This is a genomic window from Novosphingobium umbonatum, from assembly GCF_004005905.1.
In the GTDB taxonomy this organism is placed as follows: Bacteria; Pseudomonadota; Alphaproteobacteria; order Sphingomonadales; family Sphingomonadaceae; genus Novosphingobium; species Novosphingobium umbonatum.
This window is the reverse complement of record NZ_SACO01000015.1, coordinates 51,743-67,156: the sequence shown is the minus strand read 5'-3', so window position 1 is coordinate 67,156 and position 15,414 is coordinate 51,743. Positions and strand designations below refer to the sequence as shown.

Below are 15,414 nucleotides of genomic sequence, written 5' to 3'. Positions count from 1 at the left end.
AACTCAAGTTTGAAAGGCCCGAACCATGGACATCCAATCCCCCGTTGATGCCGTCATCATCCCGCCCTCGCGTGATCTGGGCGATGGCTTCACCGTCCGCCGCGCTTTGCCCAGCCCCAACCGGCGCATGGTCGGGCCTTTCATCTTTTTTGACCAGATGGGCCCCGCCGCCTTTACCGGCGAACAGGCGCTGGACGTGCGCCCCCACCCGCATATCGGTCTTTCCACGCTGACCTATCTGCTGGAGGGCGAGATCATGCATCGGGACTCGCTGGGCAGCCTGCAAGCCATCCGCCCCGGCGAGGTGAACTGGATGACGGCGGGCAGCGGCATCGTCCATTCCGAACGCACCCCGCAGGAACAGCGCGGCCAAGGCGGCAGACTGTTTGGCCTGCAAACATGGCTGGCCCTGCCTCTACAACATGAGGAAACCGCCCCCGCTTTCCTGCATTACAAGGCCGAGCAGATTCCCGTCGCTACCGACAAAGGCGTCAAACTAACGCTGGTGGCGGGCACGGCGGACGGGATGCGCTCGCCGGTGCAGACCTTTTCCGATCTGGTCTATGCCGATCTGGAACTGGCCGCAGGCGGGCGTTACGCCTTTGCCGCCGAACATATCGAGCGCGCGGTCTATGTCGTGTCGGGCAGCCTGCGGGTAGAGGGCCAAGTAGGCAGCTTTGGCCCCTCGCAACTGGTGGTGCTCAAACCCGATGCGCCAGTGGTGCTGACCAGCGAGGAGCCTACCCGCCTGATGCTGGTGGGCGGCGAACCCTTCCCCGAAAAGCGCTTTGTCTATTGGAACTTCGTATCCTCGCGCGCGGATCGGATCGATCAGGCCAAGCAGGACTGGCGCGAGGGCCGCTTTGCCCCTGTGCCGGAGGAAAGCGAGTTCATCCCGCTGCCCGCCGATATACCGGGCGCCAAACTGGCGTAATCACCAGCCTGTTAAAACCAGCAGCGCGGCGAGCAGGGCCGAGACCACCGCATTGAGCGCCATGCCCAGACTGGCAAAAGCGCCCGCCACCGGATGGTCTTCATAGGCCCGCGCCGCGCCGAAACCATGCGCGGTAATCCCCATCGCCAGCCCCCGCGCGCGATGGTCGGTCAATCCCATGCGGTTGAACATGGGCAGCGCCACCATCGCACCCATCATGCCCGATATGGCCACGAATACGATGGTCAGCGCGGGCACCCCGCCCAATTGCTCGGACAGGGCCATGGCCACCGCCGTGGTCGTCGCGCGCGGCAGGCCCGAAGTGATCAGCACATGGGGCGCCCCCATCACCCACATCAACCCGCCCACGCTGATCATCGCGGTGAGCGAACCTGCCGCCAGCGCCAGCCCCAAAGGCAAAGCCAGACGCTTGATCATCTTGCGCTGTGCCCAGATCGGCACCGCCAGCCCCACCACCGCAGGGCCGAGCAGAAAGACAATGAAATCGGTGGCCTGAATATAGCTGGCATAGGACGTATGGGTGACATGCAGGGCCAACATCAACACCGGCACCGCGATCATCAAGGGCTGGGCCAAGGGGTGCCTTTTGGTGGCGCGCGAAATCCGCTCGGCCCCTTCGAACACCAGCACCGTCACCGCGATCCAGAACAAGGGCAGGGAAAAAAGCGCGCTCACAATTCCTCCTCCCAGCGTTCGTCGGGCAGGCTGGAAAAGCGCAAGGCCCAGCGGAACACCGCCACCGTCACCAACATGGTCAGCAGCGAGCTGATGATCGTGGCCACCGCAATGCCAATGCCATAGCGGGTGAGCACGCTGCCCTCATCGATCAGACCCACCGTGGCGGGCACAAACAGGATGGTGATATGCGCGGTCAGCCAACCGGTCACCGCGCCCAGCTTTGGCCTTTCCTTGCGCACCAGCCCTAGCCAGAGCAAGAGCAGCAACAGGCCCAGAATGGCGCCGGGCAAAGGCACATGCGCCAGCCGGTGGATCACCTCCCCCAGCAATTGGCAGACCAGCAACAGCGCCAACGCGTCAAACATCGGCTCTTATCCTTCCAGCGCGGCGCTGGCTTCCATCCATGCCTCCTCGGCGGCGGCCAACTCGTCTTCCAGCCCTGCGCGGCGGCGGGCCAGTTCGCCCATATTCACCCCTGCCAATTCCTTGGGCGGCGCGGCAGGATTGGCCAAAGCCTCGTCAATCGCCTTGATCTTTGCCTCGATCTTGGCAACCGCCTTTTCCGTCTCGGCCAGCTTCTTGTTCAGCGCCTTATAAGCCTCGCGGGCCATGGCATTGGCCTTGCGGTCATTCTTGGCATTGCCCGCCTTGGGCGCCGCGCTGGAAGAGGATGCTTCCTTGGGCTGGTTACGGCCCAGAATGAAGTCGATGTAATCCTCCACCGATCCATTATAATCCTTGGCCGTGCCGCTATCGACCAGCACCAGCCGGTCGGCGGTCATTTCCACCATATGGCGGTCATGGCTGATCAGGATCACCGCGCCCTTGTAATCATTGAGCGCCTGCACCAAAGCCTCACGCGCGTCGATGTCCAGGTGGTTGGTCGGTTCGTCGAGCACCAGCAGATGCGGCGCATCGCGCGTGACCAGCGCCAACGCCAGCCTTGCGCGTTCGCCGCCCGACAAAGTGCCCACCGCCGCCGTGGCGTGATGGCCGACAAAGCCGAAACGGCCCAATTGCGAACGCACCGCTGTGGGCGCCTTGTCCTTCATGGCGCGGGTCATCAATTCCAGCGGGGTGGAGGCGCCCGCCAGTTCTTCCACCTGATACTGGGTGAAATAGCCCACGTTTAATTTGCCCGAGGCGTTCATATCGCCCGCCATCGGCGTCAATTGCGCGGCCAGCAGGCGCGCCAGCGTGGTTTTACCATTGCCGTTGCGGCCCAGCAAAGCGATGCGGTCATCGGGATCGATGCGCAGGTTCAGCCTTTGCAGGATCGGCTTTTCCTCCGCATAGCCCACCGAGGCCAGATCCAGCGTGATCAGCGGCGGGCGCAGTTCTTCGGGATCGGGGAAGTCAAAGCTGAGCGTGGGGTCTTCCAGCTGCGCGGCAATCGGCTGCATCTTGGCCAGCATTTTCGCGCGCGACTGGGCCTGTTTGGCGGTGGAGGCGCGGGCGCTGTTGCGGGCCACATAGTCACGCAATTTGGCCGCACGAGCCTCTTGCGAGGCACGGGCCGCGGCCAGTTGGGTCAGGCGTTCGGCGCGCTGGCGCTCGAAACTGTCGTAATCGCCCGGATATAGCGTCAGCTTGCCGCCCTGCAGATGCAGGATATGGTCCACCACATTGTTGAGCAGATCGCGCTCGTGGCTGATGACCAGCAGCGTGCTGGGATAGGATTTGAGGAAATTTTCCAGCCACAGCGTCGCTTCCAGATCCAAGTGGTTGGAAGGTTCGTCGAGCAGCATCACATCAGGCGCGGAGAACAGCAGCGAGGCCAAAGCGACGCGCATTTTCCAGCCACCGGAAAAGCTGTCCAGCGGGCGGGCCTGCATCTCTTCATCAAAACCCAGCCCGATCAGGATGCGGGCCGCGCGGGCAGGCGCACTATAGGCGTCAATCGCCAGCAAACGGTCATGCACATCGCCCAGACGATCCGGATCGGTGCAGGTCTCGGCCTCCTCCAGCAATTGGGTGCGTTCCACGTCGGCGGCCAGCACGGCCTCGAACGGGGTCTGCTCCCCGCTGGGGGCCTCCTGCGCGATATAGCCCAGACGCGCGCGGCGGGGCATGTCCACTTCGCCCTCATCGGGCTCGATCGCGCCGATGATCGCCTTTACCAGCGTCGATTTGCCCGCGCCATTGCGGCCGATCAGCCCCACCTTGGCACGCGGCGGAATGGCGGCCGAAGCACGCTCGATAATGTCGCGCCCGCCAAGGCGCACGGTCAATCCCTGAATGGTCAGCATGCCCCCCGCCTAGCAGACGCGGGGCGAAAGCCAAGTTTGTTACGCGATATGCAGCGCAAGAATCTCGATTGCGTCCTCGCGCCCGCCAAATGCGACGTATTCCCCCGCCTCTGCCCCCATCATGGCGCGGGCCAAGGGCGCGCTGGCCGAGATCAGGCCCGCGGCAGGATCGGCCTCGTCATCACCCACAAGAGTAACGCTGCGCTCTTGGCCATTCAGGCGAAACAGCACCTGAGCGCCAAACTCCACCACGTCCCCCTTGGGCTCCGGCATCAATTCGGCGGTGCTCTGCCGCGTGCGCCAATAGCGCAATTGGCGACGGATCGGCTTTTGCGTTTCCTCGCCCTCGGCGGTGGCCAATTCAGCCTCCAGTGCGGCCACCCGCGCATGGATCTGCGCAAGGCCGCGCGCGGTCACGCGGTTGGGGCCGGGGGGAATGGGGATCTCGAAGCTGGGCTCCAGATGTTCCTCATCCCCGTCGCGGCGAAAGGCGACGCTCATGCCGCGCTCTCCTCATCCGCCGTCCATGCCTGCAAATGGTCCTCGCCGCCGATCAAGGCCAAGCCATGGGCGATAGAGGTCAATTCCTCGCCGCTGTCGATCTTGCTCTCGCCAAAACGCTGGACAAACAGGGCGCGCACGGCAGGGATCAACGAGGAGCCGCCGGTCAGGAACACATGGTCCACTTCATCGGCACGCAGGCCCGCCTGCGCCAAGGCCTCGTCCACCGTGGCCCCCATGCGTTCCAGATCGGGGGCGATCCAGCTTTCGAAATCCTCGCGCGTCACCTGTGCCTTGATCGAAAGGTCGGGGCTGTCAAAGGCAAATTCGGCCTCGTCTTGTGTGGAGAGCGCGCGTTTCAACTGGCCCACCGCCTCATACAGCGGATAGCCCAGTTCTTTTTCCACCACCGCGATCATGCGGGCAATCGCGGCCTGATCCACTGCGCTATGGTGCAGGCGGGCCAGTTCCTCCAGCTTGCGCCGGTTGCGCATCAGGGCGAGCCGCGACCAATCGCCGAAATCGGCAAAATGCCCGTCGGGAATGTCCAGCACCTTGTCAAACGAGCGATAGGAGCCGCCCTTGCCCAGCATGGGCAGCACCAGTTGGTCCATGATGCGATAGTCAAACCGGTCGCCCGCAATGCCGATCCCCGCCGAGCCCAGAGGCAGGCAGCGCTGCGTCGCATCGGGCGCCTGCACCCGCACCAGTGAAAAGTCGCTCGTGCCCCCGCCGAAATCGGCGACCAGCAAAGTGGCGGGCTTGGTCAGCCGCGTGGCAAAGCTGAAAGCCGCGCCAATCGGTTCGTAGACGTAGTGGACTTCGCGGCCGAGCAGGGCAAACATCGCCTCGTAACGCTGGCGGGCCAAGGCCGGATCGGGCCGTGCGCCCACATAGCGCACCGGCCGCCCCACCACGATCCGTTCGGGCAGGTTGCGCAAGGGCGCACCGGCATGGGCGCGCAAATGGGTCAGGAAAATCTGGCCAAGCTCTTCAAATTTCAGCCGCTTTTCAAAAATATTGGCCGCTTCGAACAGGGAATTGGCCGCCACCGATTTGAAGGATTGCAGGAAGCGGCTGCCCTGCGGAAAGTCCAGAAATTCGGCAATCGCCCAGGGGCCCGCCTCATGCGCCAGCCCGCCCTTCACCTCGTCATCCTGCCAGAAACACAGGGCCGAACGGAAAACCGCACTATCCCCCGCAGGCGCCTTGAACCGCAGCAGATCGGCCCCGCCCGCGCCATCGGCCAGCGCCACCACCGAATTGGTGGTGCCAAAATCAAGGCCCATACTGGTGGCAACGGCGGTCATCGGCATATCCTGTGTAACGCGCGACATGCGGATCGCGCAGCTTGGCCAACGGCTATGACAGCGCCCCCGCCCAAGGACAAGACAGCAGGCCAACAGGGGCAAAGGCGGGGGGCCGATTTCAGCCGGATGAAACCTTGTTCTGTTACGCCACTTTTTAAATCGATCTGGCATCAAATCGATCTGGCGAAGGCGATCGATCAGGCGTATAACTCATACATAACCGGTAAAAGCCGCAAGAACATAAAAAGAGGAGAGGTACTATGGGTTACTCCCGGGACCTGTTTCGCAGGGCGTCCTTTGGGCTGATGACCAGCGCTTTGGCCTTAACGGCCAATCCTGTGCGGGCCGATGACGTGCCAGCTAGCAACATAACCACCAGCCAGATCCGGCCCGATGGCAGCGAAACCATTTCCGCTCAACAGGATGGCACTAGCCGTATGACCGTGGCGGTGGCGATTGGCCAACAGGGGCCGTTCCGTTTCCTGATCGACACCGGTGCCCAGCGCAGCGTCCTGTCGCATAATGTGGCCAACCGCCTGTCCCTGCGTGCCATCAATCAGGCCACGGTGATGAGCGTCGCGGGCAGCCGCGATGTGGATCTGGTCGATGTCGATGCCATCCAACTGGGCCGCCGCGCATGGAAGGGCAAGGGCCTGCCCGTGCTGGAGGAATCGCATCTGGGCGCCGATGGCATCATCGGGCTGGACGGGTTGCAGGGTCAGAAGGTCCAGCTGGATTTCCGCCGCAACCAGATCACGCTGGCCGCCTCGCGCGAGGAAGTGCGGGACACCAATGGCTATGAAATTGTGGTGAGCGCCCGCCAGCGCCATGGCGAATTGATCCTGACCGATGCCGATATTGACGGGGTAAAGGTGCAGGTGGTGATCGACACTGGCGCCGATATTTCGGTGGGCAACCGCGCGCTGCAACGCGCGCTGGGCCATATGACGCCCGCCAACACCACCCATCTGCAAGGGGTGACCGGCCAGATCGTCCCCGCCGACATCGGCTATGGCAAGCAATTGTCGGTGGACCGCATCACCATCCGCAATGTCGAACTGGCCTATACCGATTCCAAAACCTTCAGCACCTTGGGGCTGGAGAAAAAGCCCGCCGTGCTGCTGGGCATGCCCGCCTTGCGGTTGTTTGACCGTGTGGCCATTGATTTTGCCACGCGGCGGGTGATGTTCGACATGCCCGACGGGCTATAGCCATGGTCAAGGGCTGGCGTTTCGCTTGGTAAGGCCTACATAGGCCCCATGCCGCCCGAAACGCCCAGCTCCGCCCCTGATAAAACCGCCGCCCGCCATGATGGCTGGAACACGTTGCGGCGTTTCATGCCCTATCTTTGGCCGCGCGATTATCCGGAACTGCGGCTGCGCATTGTCATCGCGCTGCTGTTCATCCTTTTGTCCACCGCGACGCAAATGGTCATGCCCTATTTCCTGAAATGGGCGGTGGATGCGATGGCGGTAACCGGCCCCAAGCTGATGAACGGGGCGATGCTTTTCGTGCTGGCCTATGCGGCGGCGCGGTTCGCGGGCACGGCTTTTGATAATCTGCGCAATATCGTGTTTGAAAAAGTGGGGCAGGAAGGCACCCGCATGCTGGCCGAACATGTGTTTGGCCAATTGCACCAATTGTCCTTGCGCTTTCATCTCGCCCGCCGCACCGGCGAAGTGACCAAGACCATCGAGCGCGGCACCAAGAGCATTGATACGATGCTCTATTTCATGCTGTTCAACATTGCCCCCACCGTGCTGCAACTGGTGGTGGTGGCGGTGATTTTCCAGCTCAATTTCGGCTGGGGGCTGGTGGCGGCCACGGCCTTGGCAATTGCCGCCTATATTTATGTCACGCGCAAGATCACCGAATGGCGCACGTCCTTGCGCGAAAAGATGAACCGGCTCGACGGGCAGGCTCTGGCGCGGGCGGTGGATTCGCTGCTCAATTACGAAACGGTCAAATATTTCGCCGCCGAACCGCGCGAACAGGCCCGCTATGCGCAGGCCACCCGCGCCTACACCGATGCGGCGGTCAAGAGCGAGAACAGCCTTGGCCTGCTGAACATCGCGCAAGGGGTGGTGGTCAACGGGCTGATGGCGGGGGCCATGGCCTATACGGTCTGGGGCTGGTGGCACGGGCGCTATACCGGCGGGCAGCTGGTGTTTGTGCAGACCTATCTGATGCAATTGTTCCGCCCGCTGGACATGTTGGGCATGGTCTATCGCACCATCCGGCAGGGCTTGATCGATATGGCCGCCATGTTCGCGCTGATCGACACCGAGGTGGAGGTGAAGGATGTTCCCGGCGCACCCGCTCTGGTGGTTCGCCAGCCTTCGGTGGTGTTTGACAATGTGGTCTTCGGCTATGACCGCAACCGCACTATCCTGAACGGCCTGTCTTTCGAGGTGCCTGCCGGCCATCATGTCGCGCTGGTCGGCCCATCGGGTGCGGGCAAATCGACGATTGGCCGCCTGCTTTTCCGCTTTTACGATCCGTGGCAGGGGCGCATCCTGATCGACGGGCAGGATATTGCGCAGGTCAGCCAGCGCAGCCTGCGTTCGGTGCTGGGCATTGTGCCGCAGGATTGCGTGCTGTTCAACGACACGATCGGCTATAACATCGCCTATGGCCGCGAAGGGGCGAGCGAGGCCGAAGTGACCGCCGCCGCCCGTGGCGCCGCGCTGGCGCCTTTGCTCGAACGCCTGCCCGCCGGGCTTGAAACCGAAGTGGGCGAGCGGGGCCTCAAACTGTCAGGCGGGGAAAAGCAGCGCGTTTCCATCGCGCGCACTCTGGTCAAAAACCCGCCGATCCTGTTGCTGGATGAAGCGACCAGCGCGCTGGATACGCGCACCGAGCAGGAAATTCTGGCCACGCTGCATGCCATTGCCGAAAACCGCACCAGCCTGTCGATCGCGCATCGCCTGTCCACCATTGTCGATTCCGACTGCATCTTCGTGCTGAACGAAGGACATCTGGTGGAACAGGGCAACCATGCCGAACTGCTGCGCTATGACGGGCTCTATGCCGAAATGTGGGCGCGGCAGGCCAATGAGGCCGAGGCGATGCTGGCGGGTTAACCGGCATCGCCTCCTTATGGTTCAGATGACCACATCCTTCCAGACCACAGCCTGCCCCACCTTCACGCAGGCATTTTCCGCGTCATAGGTCATGGTGGGCGAGCCATAGAGTCGCCAGCCCTCGGCCAGCGCCAGTGAAACACGCTCGCAAAAGGCGCGGTCATCCTTGCCGGTTAGCAGGCGATAGGTGGGGCGGCCTTCGGGTGTGTCGAAAACAGGGGCGTCAGACATGATGCAGCTCCTTACAGGATGAATTTCGACAGATCGGTGTTTTGCGCCAGCTCGCCCAGACGCTGGCCGACATAGGCCTCGTCAATCGGGATCGTCTCCCCCTTGCGGTCCTCGGCCTCGAAGGAAATGTCCTCCAGCAGCTTTTCCATCACCGTTTGCAAACGGCGTGCGCCGATATTCTCCACGCTTTCGTTCACCTGCGCCGCGGTGCGGGCAATGGCGCGGATGGCGGGGGCGGAAAAGTCCAGCGTCACTTCTTCGGTGGCCAGCAAAGCGCAATATTGCTCCACCAGATTGGCGCGGGTTTCCGACAGGATGCGCACGAAATCCTCTTCGGACAAAGCCTTCAGCTCGACGCGGATCGGCAGGCGCCCCTGCAATTCGGGCAGCATATCGCTGGGCTTGGCCACATGGAAAGCGCCGCTGGCGATGAACAGCACGTGGTCGGTTTTCATCGGGCCATATTTGGTGGCAATCGTGGTGCCCTCGATCAAGGGCAGCAGATCGCGCTGCACGCCTTCACGGCTGACCGAGCCGCCGCGCACATCGGACACGGCAATCTTGTCGATCTCGTCGATGAACACGATGCCATTGGCTTCCGCATTGGCCAGAGCGACGCGGGCGACGTCCTCCTGATCCATGCGCTTTTCCGATTCCTCGTCCACCAGCCGGTCCCAGGCATCGGCTACGCGCAGCTTGCGGCGCTTCAAGGGCTTGCCGCCCATCGCCTTGCCCAGCATGTCGGACAGGTTGATCATGCCGATGCCGCCGCCCATGCCGGGCACTTCCATCGGGGCGGGGGCTTCCTCCAGCTCGATCTCGACCTCGACATCATTCATCGCGCCTTCGTTAAGACGCATGCGGAAGCTTTCGCGGGTCGCCTCGCTGGCGCCCTCACCCACCAAGGCTTTGAGCAGCCGGTCCATCGCCGCCTTGCTGGCCGCATCGCGCACCGCCTCGCGGCGGCGGGCCTTTTCCAGCCGGATCGCTTCCTCGGCCAGATCGCGGCCAATCTGCTCCACATCGCGGCCGACATAGCCGACCTCGGTGAATTTGGTGGCCTCCACCTTCACAAAGGGCGCATCGGCGAGCTTTGCCAGACGGCGGCTGATCTCGGTCTTGCCGCAGCCAGTGGGGCCGATCATCAGGATGTTCTTGGGGCTCACCTCGTCGCGCAGATCCGCGCCAAGGCGTTGCCGCCGCCAACGGTTGCGCAGGGCCACGGCCACGGCGCGCTTGGCCTCGGCCTGCCCGATGATATGTTCGTCCAGCGCGCGGACGATGGCTTTGGGGGTCAATGTCTCGTTCATAGGGGGTCAGCCAATGCTCTCAACCGTCACGCGGTCATTGGTGAAAACGCAGATTTCCGCCGCCACAGCCATGGCCTTGCGGGCGATCTTTTCCGCATCATCCTCGTAATCGGAAACGGCGCGGGCGGCGGCCAGCGCGTAATTGCCGCCAGAGCCAATCGCGGTGATCCCGCCTTCAGGCTCCAGCACATCGCCATTGCCGGTCAGCACCAGCATGGTCTCGGCATCCGCCACGATCATCAAGGCTTCAAGGTTTCGCAAATATTTGTCGGTGCGCCAATCCTTGGCCAGTTCCACCGCCGCGCGCAGCAATTGGCCACGATGGGCTTCCAGCTTGCGCTCCAGCCTTTCGAACAGGGTGAAAGCATCCGCCGTGGCGCCTGCGAAACCGGCCACCACCTTGCCATCACCGATGCGGCGGACCTTGCGCGCATTGGGCTTCATCACCGTGTTGCCCATCGACACCTGACCATCGCCCGCGATCACGGTCTTGCCGTTTTTCTTCACGCCGACAATGGTGGTGCCATGCCACTGGATCAGCCCGTGGCCAGCTTTGCTATTATCCATGACCAGCATATGGGGCGCGCCGGAGATTTGTCCAGAAGCGCGCGCCAACAGGCTGAAATTAGCTGCCGTTGGGGCCACCGCCCTGACCGCCGCCGCCCTGGCCGGAACCGCCCATGCCGCCCGCGCCCACCGTGCCGATATTGCCGAACAGATCTTCAAGCAGCGTGCGCTTTTTGCCCAGAGTGGGGGTCAGATCCTTGTCCGGATCCAGCCGCGCCACGCGTTCCATACCCGCCTTGTCCACCGCGATCACATTGCCCTTGGCGTCAAAACGCACGCGCAAAATGGTCTGCTGGTTGGTTTGCGGGCGGCGGAAAGCGACCTGCTTGGTGTCGGTGGAAATATAATACCACGCCTGATCGCCAAACTGGCTGGCCAAAGTGGGGCGGCCCAGAGTGCGTTCGACCGAAATCTTGTTATCCACCCCGGGCAGCACCGAATCGACCAAAGCCTGATCGACAAGGAAACCGCGATGGTCGCGGATCGTGCTGCAGCCCGACAGCGCAACCGCCGCCACCAGCATCGAGAGCGAAGCTGCTTTTTTGCCCGAACCGGCCAGCTTGCCTGCCTTAAACCGCATCACTTTCATCGCTCCAAAATCGCCTTGCATGGTCGCGTCTTGAACAGGTTGCCCCGCCGCCACGCATTGCCAAGCGCTGTTTCCTTGCTTACCGCTGTCCAAGCCTTACGGCCCCTTGCGCGCAATCGCAACTCTCGTTGGGACAGGACGCTTGATTGTGGTGTCCGGCGCATGGGGGGCGGTGATTTAATCCTTGCTGAACGAAAGGGCGATGCGCGCATCAAGCCTATGACCCAAACCACTTCTGACCAGAACAAACCCTCCCTGTTGCGCCGCCTTTTCGGCAGCAGCGTGGATGATCACGCCGCCGTGCGCCCCTTCTGGCACCGCGTGGTGGAACTGGCCCGCGCCAAGGCGTGGTATCTGGAAGGCGGCGTGGCCGACACGCTGGCTGGGCGGTTTGATGTGATCACGCTGGTGCTCTCGCTGGCTTTGCTGCGGATGGAAAATGTCGAAAGCCTGAAACGCCCTAGCGTGTTGCTGACCGAATTGTTTGTCACCGACATGGACGGCCAACTGCGCGAATCCGGCGTGGGTGATATGGTGGTGGGCAAACATATCGGCCGTTTGATGAGCGTGCTGGGCGGGCGTCTGGGCGCCTATCGCGAGGCGCTGGCGCAGGATGAGGCCGCCTTGATGCAGGCGTTGGAGCGCAATATGTCCTTTAACGAAGGGGTCAGCGCGCAAGCTGCCGCTGCCCTTGCCCGCCAATTGGCCGATACGCTGGCCGCCATCCCCGACGATGCCCTGTTAAACGCCGAGATTGCCGCATGACCGACCTGCCCGAGAGCGAATTTTCCCGCATCATCGATATCCGCCATATCGAGGACAAGCCCCTTGTGCTGGAGCCGACGCCGGAGGAAGCCGCCGCGCTGGCCAGGCGTTTCGGAATCGTGTCGATCAGCCTTTTGCAGGCCACGCTGACCCTGTCGCGCGAAGGCGCAAACGTGGTGGCCAAGGGGCGGATGAAGGCGGCTTTCGTGCAAAGCTGCGCCATTTCCGCCGAAGACCTGCCGCAAAAGGTCGACGAGGCGCTGTTGCTGCGCTTTGTCCCCGACAGCCAACAAGAGATCAAGCCTGACGAGGAAATCGAGCTGTCCGACGCCGATTGCGACGACATCCCCTATAGCGGCGAACGTTTCGATCTGGGCGAGGCGGTGGCGCAGAGCTTTGCCCTGTCGATCGATCCCTTTGCCGAAGGGCCGATGGCCGCACAGGTGCGCGCATCGGGCCTGCTGGGCGCGGAAAACAACAGCCCCTTTGCTGCTTTGGCCGCGCTCAAGCCCAAGGAATAAAACAGCTTCCCTTCGCTGCCCTTCAACCCCATAGTGTCACACAACAAGGATAGAGGCTGCTGCTTCCCTGCGCGAAACACCGTTTTGGCGCAGGTAGGCAACAAACAGCCCCGTGTGCGTGTGGAGTGAGATATGGCGATCCTGTCCCTGTTGGTTTTGGCCTCCGCCGCGATGAGCCTGCCTACTTTGGGCAAGTCGATCACGCCCGATGACTATCCCGAATGGGCACTCAAAGAAGCAACCTCGGCCATGGCCGAGGTCAATGCGCTGATCGCGCCCGATGGCCATGTGGTGCGGGTGGAGGTGCTGCGGGTGGTCGGCAACGAGCGTCTGGCCGCTGACCTCGTCAATGTGGTGAAGGCCCGCAAGCATAACCCGCCCACCGCGCCCGATGGTGCGCCTGCTTTCGGTCTGGTCCATGGGCCGGTGTCCATCTTCATCCCCGAAACCGCGCTGGGGCAGAGCATTCTGGCCCAGCGCCAGTTCAAGGCCGATTTCCTGCTGCCCGCCAAACGCCTGCCCGATGGTCAGGCCGAGGAGGATATCAAGCTGTTGCTGGCAGTGGACAAGGATGGCCGCGTCACCGATTGCACGCGCGACCCCAAGGAGATCGATGTCGATCTGGCCAAGACCGCCTGCGAAGCCAAGGCCGCCATGCGCCGCCCTGTCGTGTTGGGCGAGGATGGCGCGCCTTTGGCCTATATCACCGGCGTGAAGGTCAAGATGATCCTGAGCAAATAGGCCTTTCCCCACCTGCCCCCAAGCCCTATGCCGACAATATGAACGGGGCCGATGATCACAGCGCTTGGCGCAAGGAAGCTTTTGACACATTGCGGATGGCGGCGCCTTTGGCCGCCTCCAATGTGCTACAAATGGCGGTTTACGCGATTGACGTGATCTTTGTCGCGCGCCTTGGCGAGGCCAGCCTTGCCGCCGCCTCGCTCTCGGTCAGCCTGATGGGCGTGATGATGTGGAGCATGTTCGCCATGACCGGCGCGGTATCCCCCTTGATCGCGGCCGATCGCGGACGGGGGCGGCATGTGCTGCATGAGGTGCGGCGCTCGGCGCGGATGTCGCTGTGGTTGGCACTGGCCTGCGCCATGGTGGTGATCGGCATATGTTCGCAGGGGGAAAGCATCCTGCTGATGACCGGCCAGAAGCCCGATGTGGCGCGCATGGCGGGTGGCTTTCTCGCCATTGCCAAATGGTCAGTGCTGCCGATGATGCTGGATAACACGCTGCGCTCGATCATCTCGGCGCTGGGGCGGCCCTTTTATGCCACGGCGGTCACGGTCTTTGCGATAGGCGTGAATGCGGCGGGCAATTATGCGCTGGTGTTCGGCCATTGGGGCGCGCCTGCGCTGGGCTTGCAGGGTTCGGCGCTGGCCAATGTGATCACCGCCACGGCGGCGATGCTGGCCTATCTGGTGCTGATCCAGTTTGACCGCAAATTGCGCCGCCATGCCCTGTTCGGACGGTTGTGGCGGCCCGATTGGGCACGTCTTGTGCGTATCGCCAAACTGGGCCTGCCGATTGCCCTGCATGTCGCCGCCGAGGCGGGCCTGTTCAGCGCCGCCGCCTTTGTGATGGGCCGCATTGGCGAGGCCGAACTGGCCGCCCATGCGCTGGCCATCCAGATCGCCTCCTTTGCCTTCATGCTGCCCATGGGCATCGGGCAAGCGGCCACCATCCGCGTCGGCTATTTCTATGGCGCGGGCGACAGGGCGGGCATGGGGCGAGCGGGCTGGTGCGCGCTGGCGATTGGCCTTGGCATTGGTATGATCACCTCCAGCATCATGGTGCTGGCGCCGCGTCTGGTTTTGTCGGCCTATGTCGATGTGACGGCGGCGGACAAGGCGATGATGGTGGCACTGGCCTCGCGCTATTTGCTGGTGGCTGCCGCCTTCCAATTGGCCGATGCGGCGCAGTGCATTCTCGCGGGCGCCTTGCGCGGGCTACAGGATACGCGCGTGCCCATGACCATCGCGCTGGCGGGCTATTGGCCGATCGGGTTTGGCGTGGCGGTCCTGCTGGGCCTGACCACGCCCCTGCGCGGGTTTGGCGTGTGGATCGGGCTGGCCATGGGGCTGGCGGTGGTGTCGGTCTGCCTGCTCTGGCGCTGGGCTCGGCGCGACAGGCTGGGGCTTTTGGCGGTTAAGCCCTAGCTTTCCGGCGCAAAATGGATGGCCCCTGATGTTTTTCGCATCGGGGGCCAAATTTTTTGCCAAAGCCGCCCTTGACGCCCCCCTGCCCCCCACCCATATCCGCCCTCGCTGGCACTCTCCCCGTGTGAGTGCCAAGAACCATTCAACCCGTAAGAGAGGTAAAACTCCTATGTCGTTCCGTCCTCTGCACGACCGCGTGCTGGTCCGCCGCGTCGAAGCTGAAGAAAAGACCGCTGGCGGCATCATCATCCCCGACAGCGCCAAGGAAAAGCCCGCTGAAGGCATCGTGGTTTCGGTTGGCACCGGCTCGCGCAGCGAAGCTGGCGTGGTGACCCCGCTGGAAGTCAAGGCTGGCGATCGCGTGCTGTTCGGCAAATGGTCGGGCACCGAAGTCAAGGTCGCGGGCGAAGACCTGCTGATCATGAAGGAAAGCGATATCCTGGGCATCATCGGCTGATCAGCCGGATCCGGATTTCCCCTTTTAACGACA

17 protein-coding genes are annotated in these 15,414 nt (G+C 62.9%); 8 read left to right on the top strand and 9 right to left on the bottom strand.

Going from position 1 to position 15,414, the window contains the following annotated elements; genetic code table 11:
* The first annotated feature begins 25 nt into the window (after positions 1-25).
* Positions 26-934, top strand: a complete 909-nt coding sequence (locus EOE18_RS15950; RefSeq protein WP_127711335.1) for a pirin family protein — start codon at positions 26-28, stop codon at positions 932-934.
* Here EOE18_RS15950 and EOE18_RS15945 read toward each other — a convergent pair whose 3' ends face one another.
* From EOE18_RS15945 to EOE18_RS15925, 5 genes are read right to left on the bottom strand one after another with little or no spacing between them, the layout of a single operon-like run.
* Positions 935-1,630 (bottom strand): LrgB family protein, encoded by a 696-nt coding sequence (locus EOE18_RS15945; RefSeq protein ID WP_127711333.1) that lies wholly within the window; start codon positions 1,628-1,630, stop codon positions 935-937.
* Positions 1,627-1,998, bottom strand: a complete 372-nt coding sequence (locus EOE18_RS15940) for a CidA/LrgA family protein (protein ID WP_127711331.1) — start codon at positions 1,996-1,998, stop codon at positions 1,627-1,629. The genes EOE18_RS15945 and EOE18_RS15940 overlap by 4 nt, the downstream gene beginning before the upstream one ends.
* Positions 1,999-2,004: 6 nt before the next feature.
* Complete coding sequence (locus EOE18_RS15935; RefSeq protein WP_127711329.1) at positions 2,005-3,882, bottom strand: ABC-F family ATP-binding cassette domain-containing protein; 1,878 nt, start codon at positions 3,880-3,882, stop codon at positions 2,005-2,007.
* Between the two features lie 39 nt (positions 3,883-3,921).
* Positions 3,922-4,383: a GreA/GreB family elongation factor gene (locus EOE18_RS15930; RefSeq protein ID WP_127711327.1), complete on the bottom strand. Its 462-nt coding sequence runs from the start codon at positions 4,381-4,383 to the stop codon at positions 3,922-3,924.
* Positions 4,380-5,693: an Hsp70 family protein gene (locus EOE18_RS15925; RefSeq protein WP_127711325.1), complete on the bottom strand. Its 1,314-nt coding sequence runs from the start codon at positions 5,691-5,693 to the stop codon at positions 4,380-4,382. The genes EOE18_RS15930 and EOE18_RS15925 overlap by 4 nt, the downstream gene beginning before the upstream one ends.
* Positions 5,694-5,998: 305 nt before the next feature.
* Between EOE18_RS15925 and EOE18_RS15920 the strand changes: the two genes are divergently transcribed.
* Together EOE18_RS15920 and EOE18_RS15915 are read left to right on the top strand one after the other, a co-directional pair.
* Complete coding sequence (locus tag EOE18_RS15920) at positions 5,999-6,904, top strand: aspartyl protease family protein (protein WP_164852789.1); 906 nt, start codon at positions 5,999-6,001, stop codon at positions 6,902-6,904.
* Positions 6,905-6,952: 48 nt separating this feature from the next.
* Complete coding sequence (locus tag EOE18_RS15915; protein WP_127711321.1) at positions 6,953-8,776, top strand: ABCB family ABC transporter ATP-binding protein/permease; 1,824 nt, start codon at positions 6,953-6,955, stop codon at positions 8,774-8,776.
* 21 nt (positions 8,777-8,797) lie between these two features.
* Here the strand turns inward: EOE18_RS15915 and EOE18_RS15910 are convergent, their stop codons facing one another.
* Genes EOE18_RS15910 through EOE18_RS15895 form a run of 4 tightly spaced genes read right to left on the bottom strand, consistent with a single transcriptional unit; the run spans position 8,798 to position 11,494 of the window.
* Positions 8,798-9,007 (bottom strand): DUF1737 domain-containing protein, encoded by a 210-nt coding sequence (locus EOE18_RS15910; protein ID WP_127711319.1) that lies wholly within the window; start codon positions 9,005-9,007, stop codon positions 8,798-8,800.
* An 11-nt stretch (positions 9,008-9,018) separates the two neighbouring features.
* Positions 9,019-10,317 (bottom strand): ATP-dependent protease ATPase subunit HslU, encoded by a 1,299-nt coding sequence (gene hslU, locus EOE18_RS15905; protein ID WP_127711317.1) that lies wholly within the window; start codon positions 10,315-10,317, stop codon positions 9,019-9,021.
* Between the two features lie 6 nt (positions 10,318-10,323).
* Positions 10,324-10,884: an ATP-dependent protease subunit HslV gene (hslV, locus tag EOE18_RS15900; protein ID WP_127711315.1), complete on the bottom strand. Its 561-nt coding sequence runs from the start codon at positions 10,882-10,884 to the stop codon at positions 10,324-10,326.
* 58 nt (positions 10,885-10,942) lie between these two features.
* A complete protein-coding gene (locus EOE18_RS15895; RefSeq protein WP_425464304.1) occupies positions 10,943-11,494 on the bottom strand; it encodes an outer membrane protein assembly factor BamE in 552 nt (183 codons plus the stop codon).
* A 198-nt stretch (positions 11,495-11,692) separates the two neighbouring features.
* On the opposite strand from EOE18_RS15895, the gene EOE18_RS15890 reads away from it, so the two are divergent.
* The 5 genes from EOE18_RS15890 to EOE18_RS15870 all read left to right on the top strand — a co-directional run bounded on the left by EOE18_RS15890 (position 11,693) and on the right by EOE18_RS15870 (position 15,381).
* On the top strand, positions 11,693-12,238 hold the full coding sequence (locus tag EOE18_RS15890; protein WP_127711313.1) for a ubiquinol-cytochrome C chaperone family protein: 546 nt from the start codon (positions 11,693-11,695) through the stop codon (positions 12,236-12,238).
* The gene (locus EOE18_RS15885) at positions 12,235-12,759 is read left to right on the top strand and encodes a YceD family protein (RefSeq protein ID WP_246027487.1); all 525 of its coding nucleotides are present in this window, start codon (positions 12,235-12,237) and stop codon (positions 12,757-12,759) included. Before EOE18_RS15890 ends, EOE18_RS15885 begins: the two co-directional genes overlap by 4 nt.
* 132 nt (positions 12,760-12,891) lie before the next feature.
* Positions 12,892-13,500: an energy transducer TonB gene (locus EOE18_RS15880; protein WP_127711311.1), complete on the top strand. Its 609-nt coding sequence runs from the start codon at positions 12,892-12,894 to the stop codon at positions 13,498-13,500.
* 38 nt (positions 13,501-13,538) lie between these two features.
* Complete coding sequence (locus EOE18_RS15875) at positions 13,539-14,924, top strand: MATE family efflux transporter (RefSeq protein WP_127711309.1); 1,386 nt, start codon at positions 13,539-13,541, stop codon at positions 14,922-14,924.
* 169 nt (positions 14,925-15,093) lie between these two features.
* The gene (locus EOE18_RS15870) at positions 15,094-15,381 is read left to right on the top strand and encodes a co-chaperone GroES (protein ID WP_127711307.1); all 288 of its coding nucleotides are present in this window, start codon (positions 15,094-15,096) and stop codon (positions 15,379-15,381) included.
* The last annotated feature ends 33 nt before the right edge of the window (positions 15,382-15,414 follow it).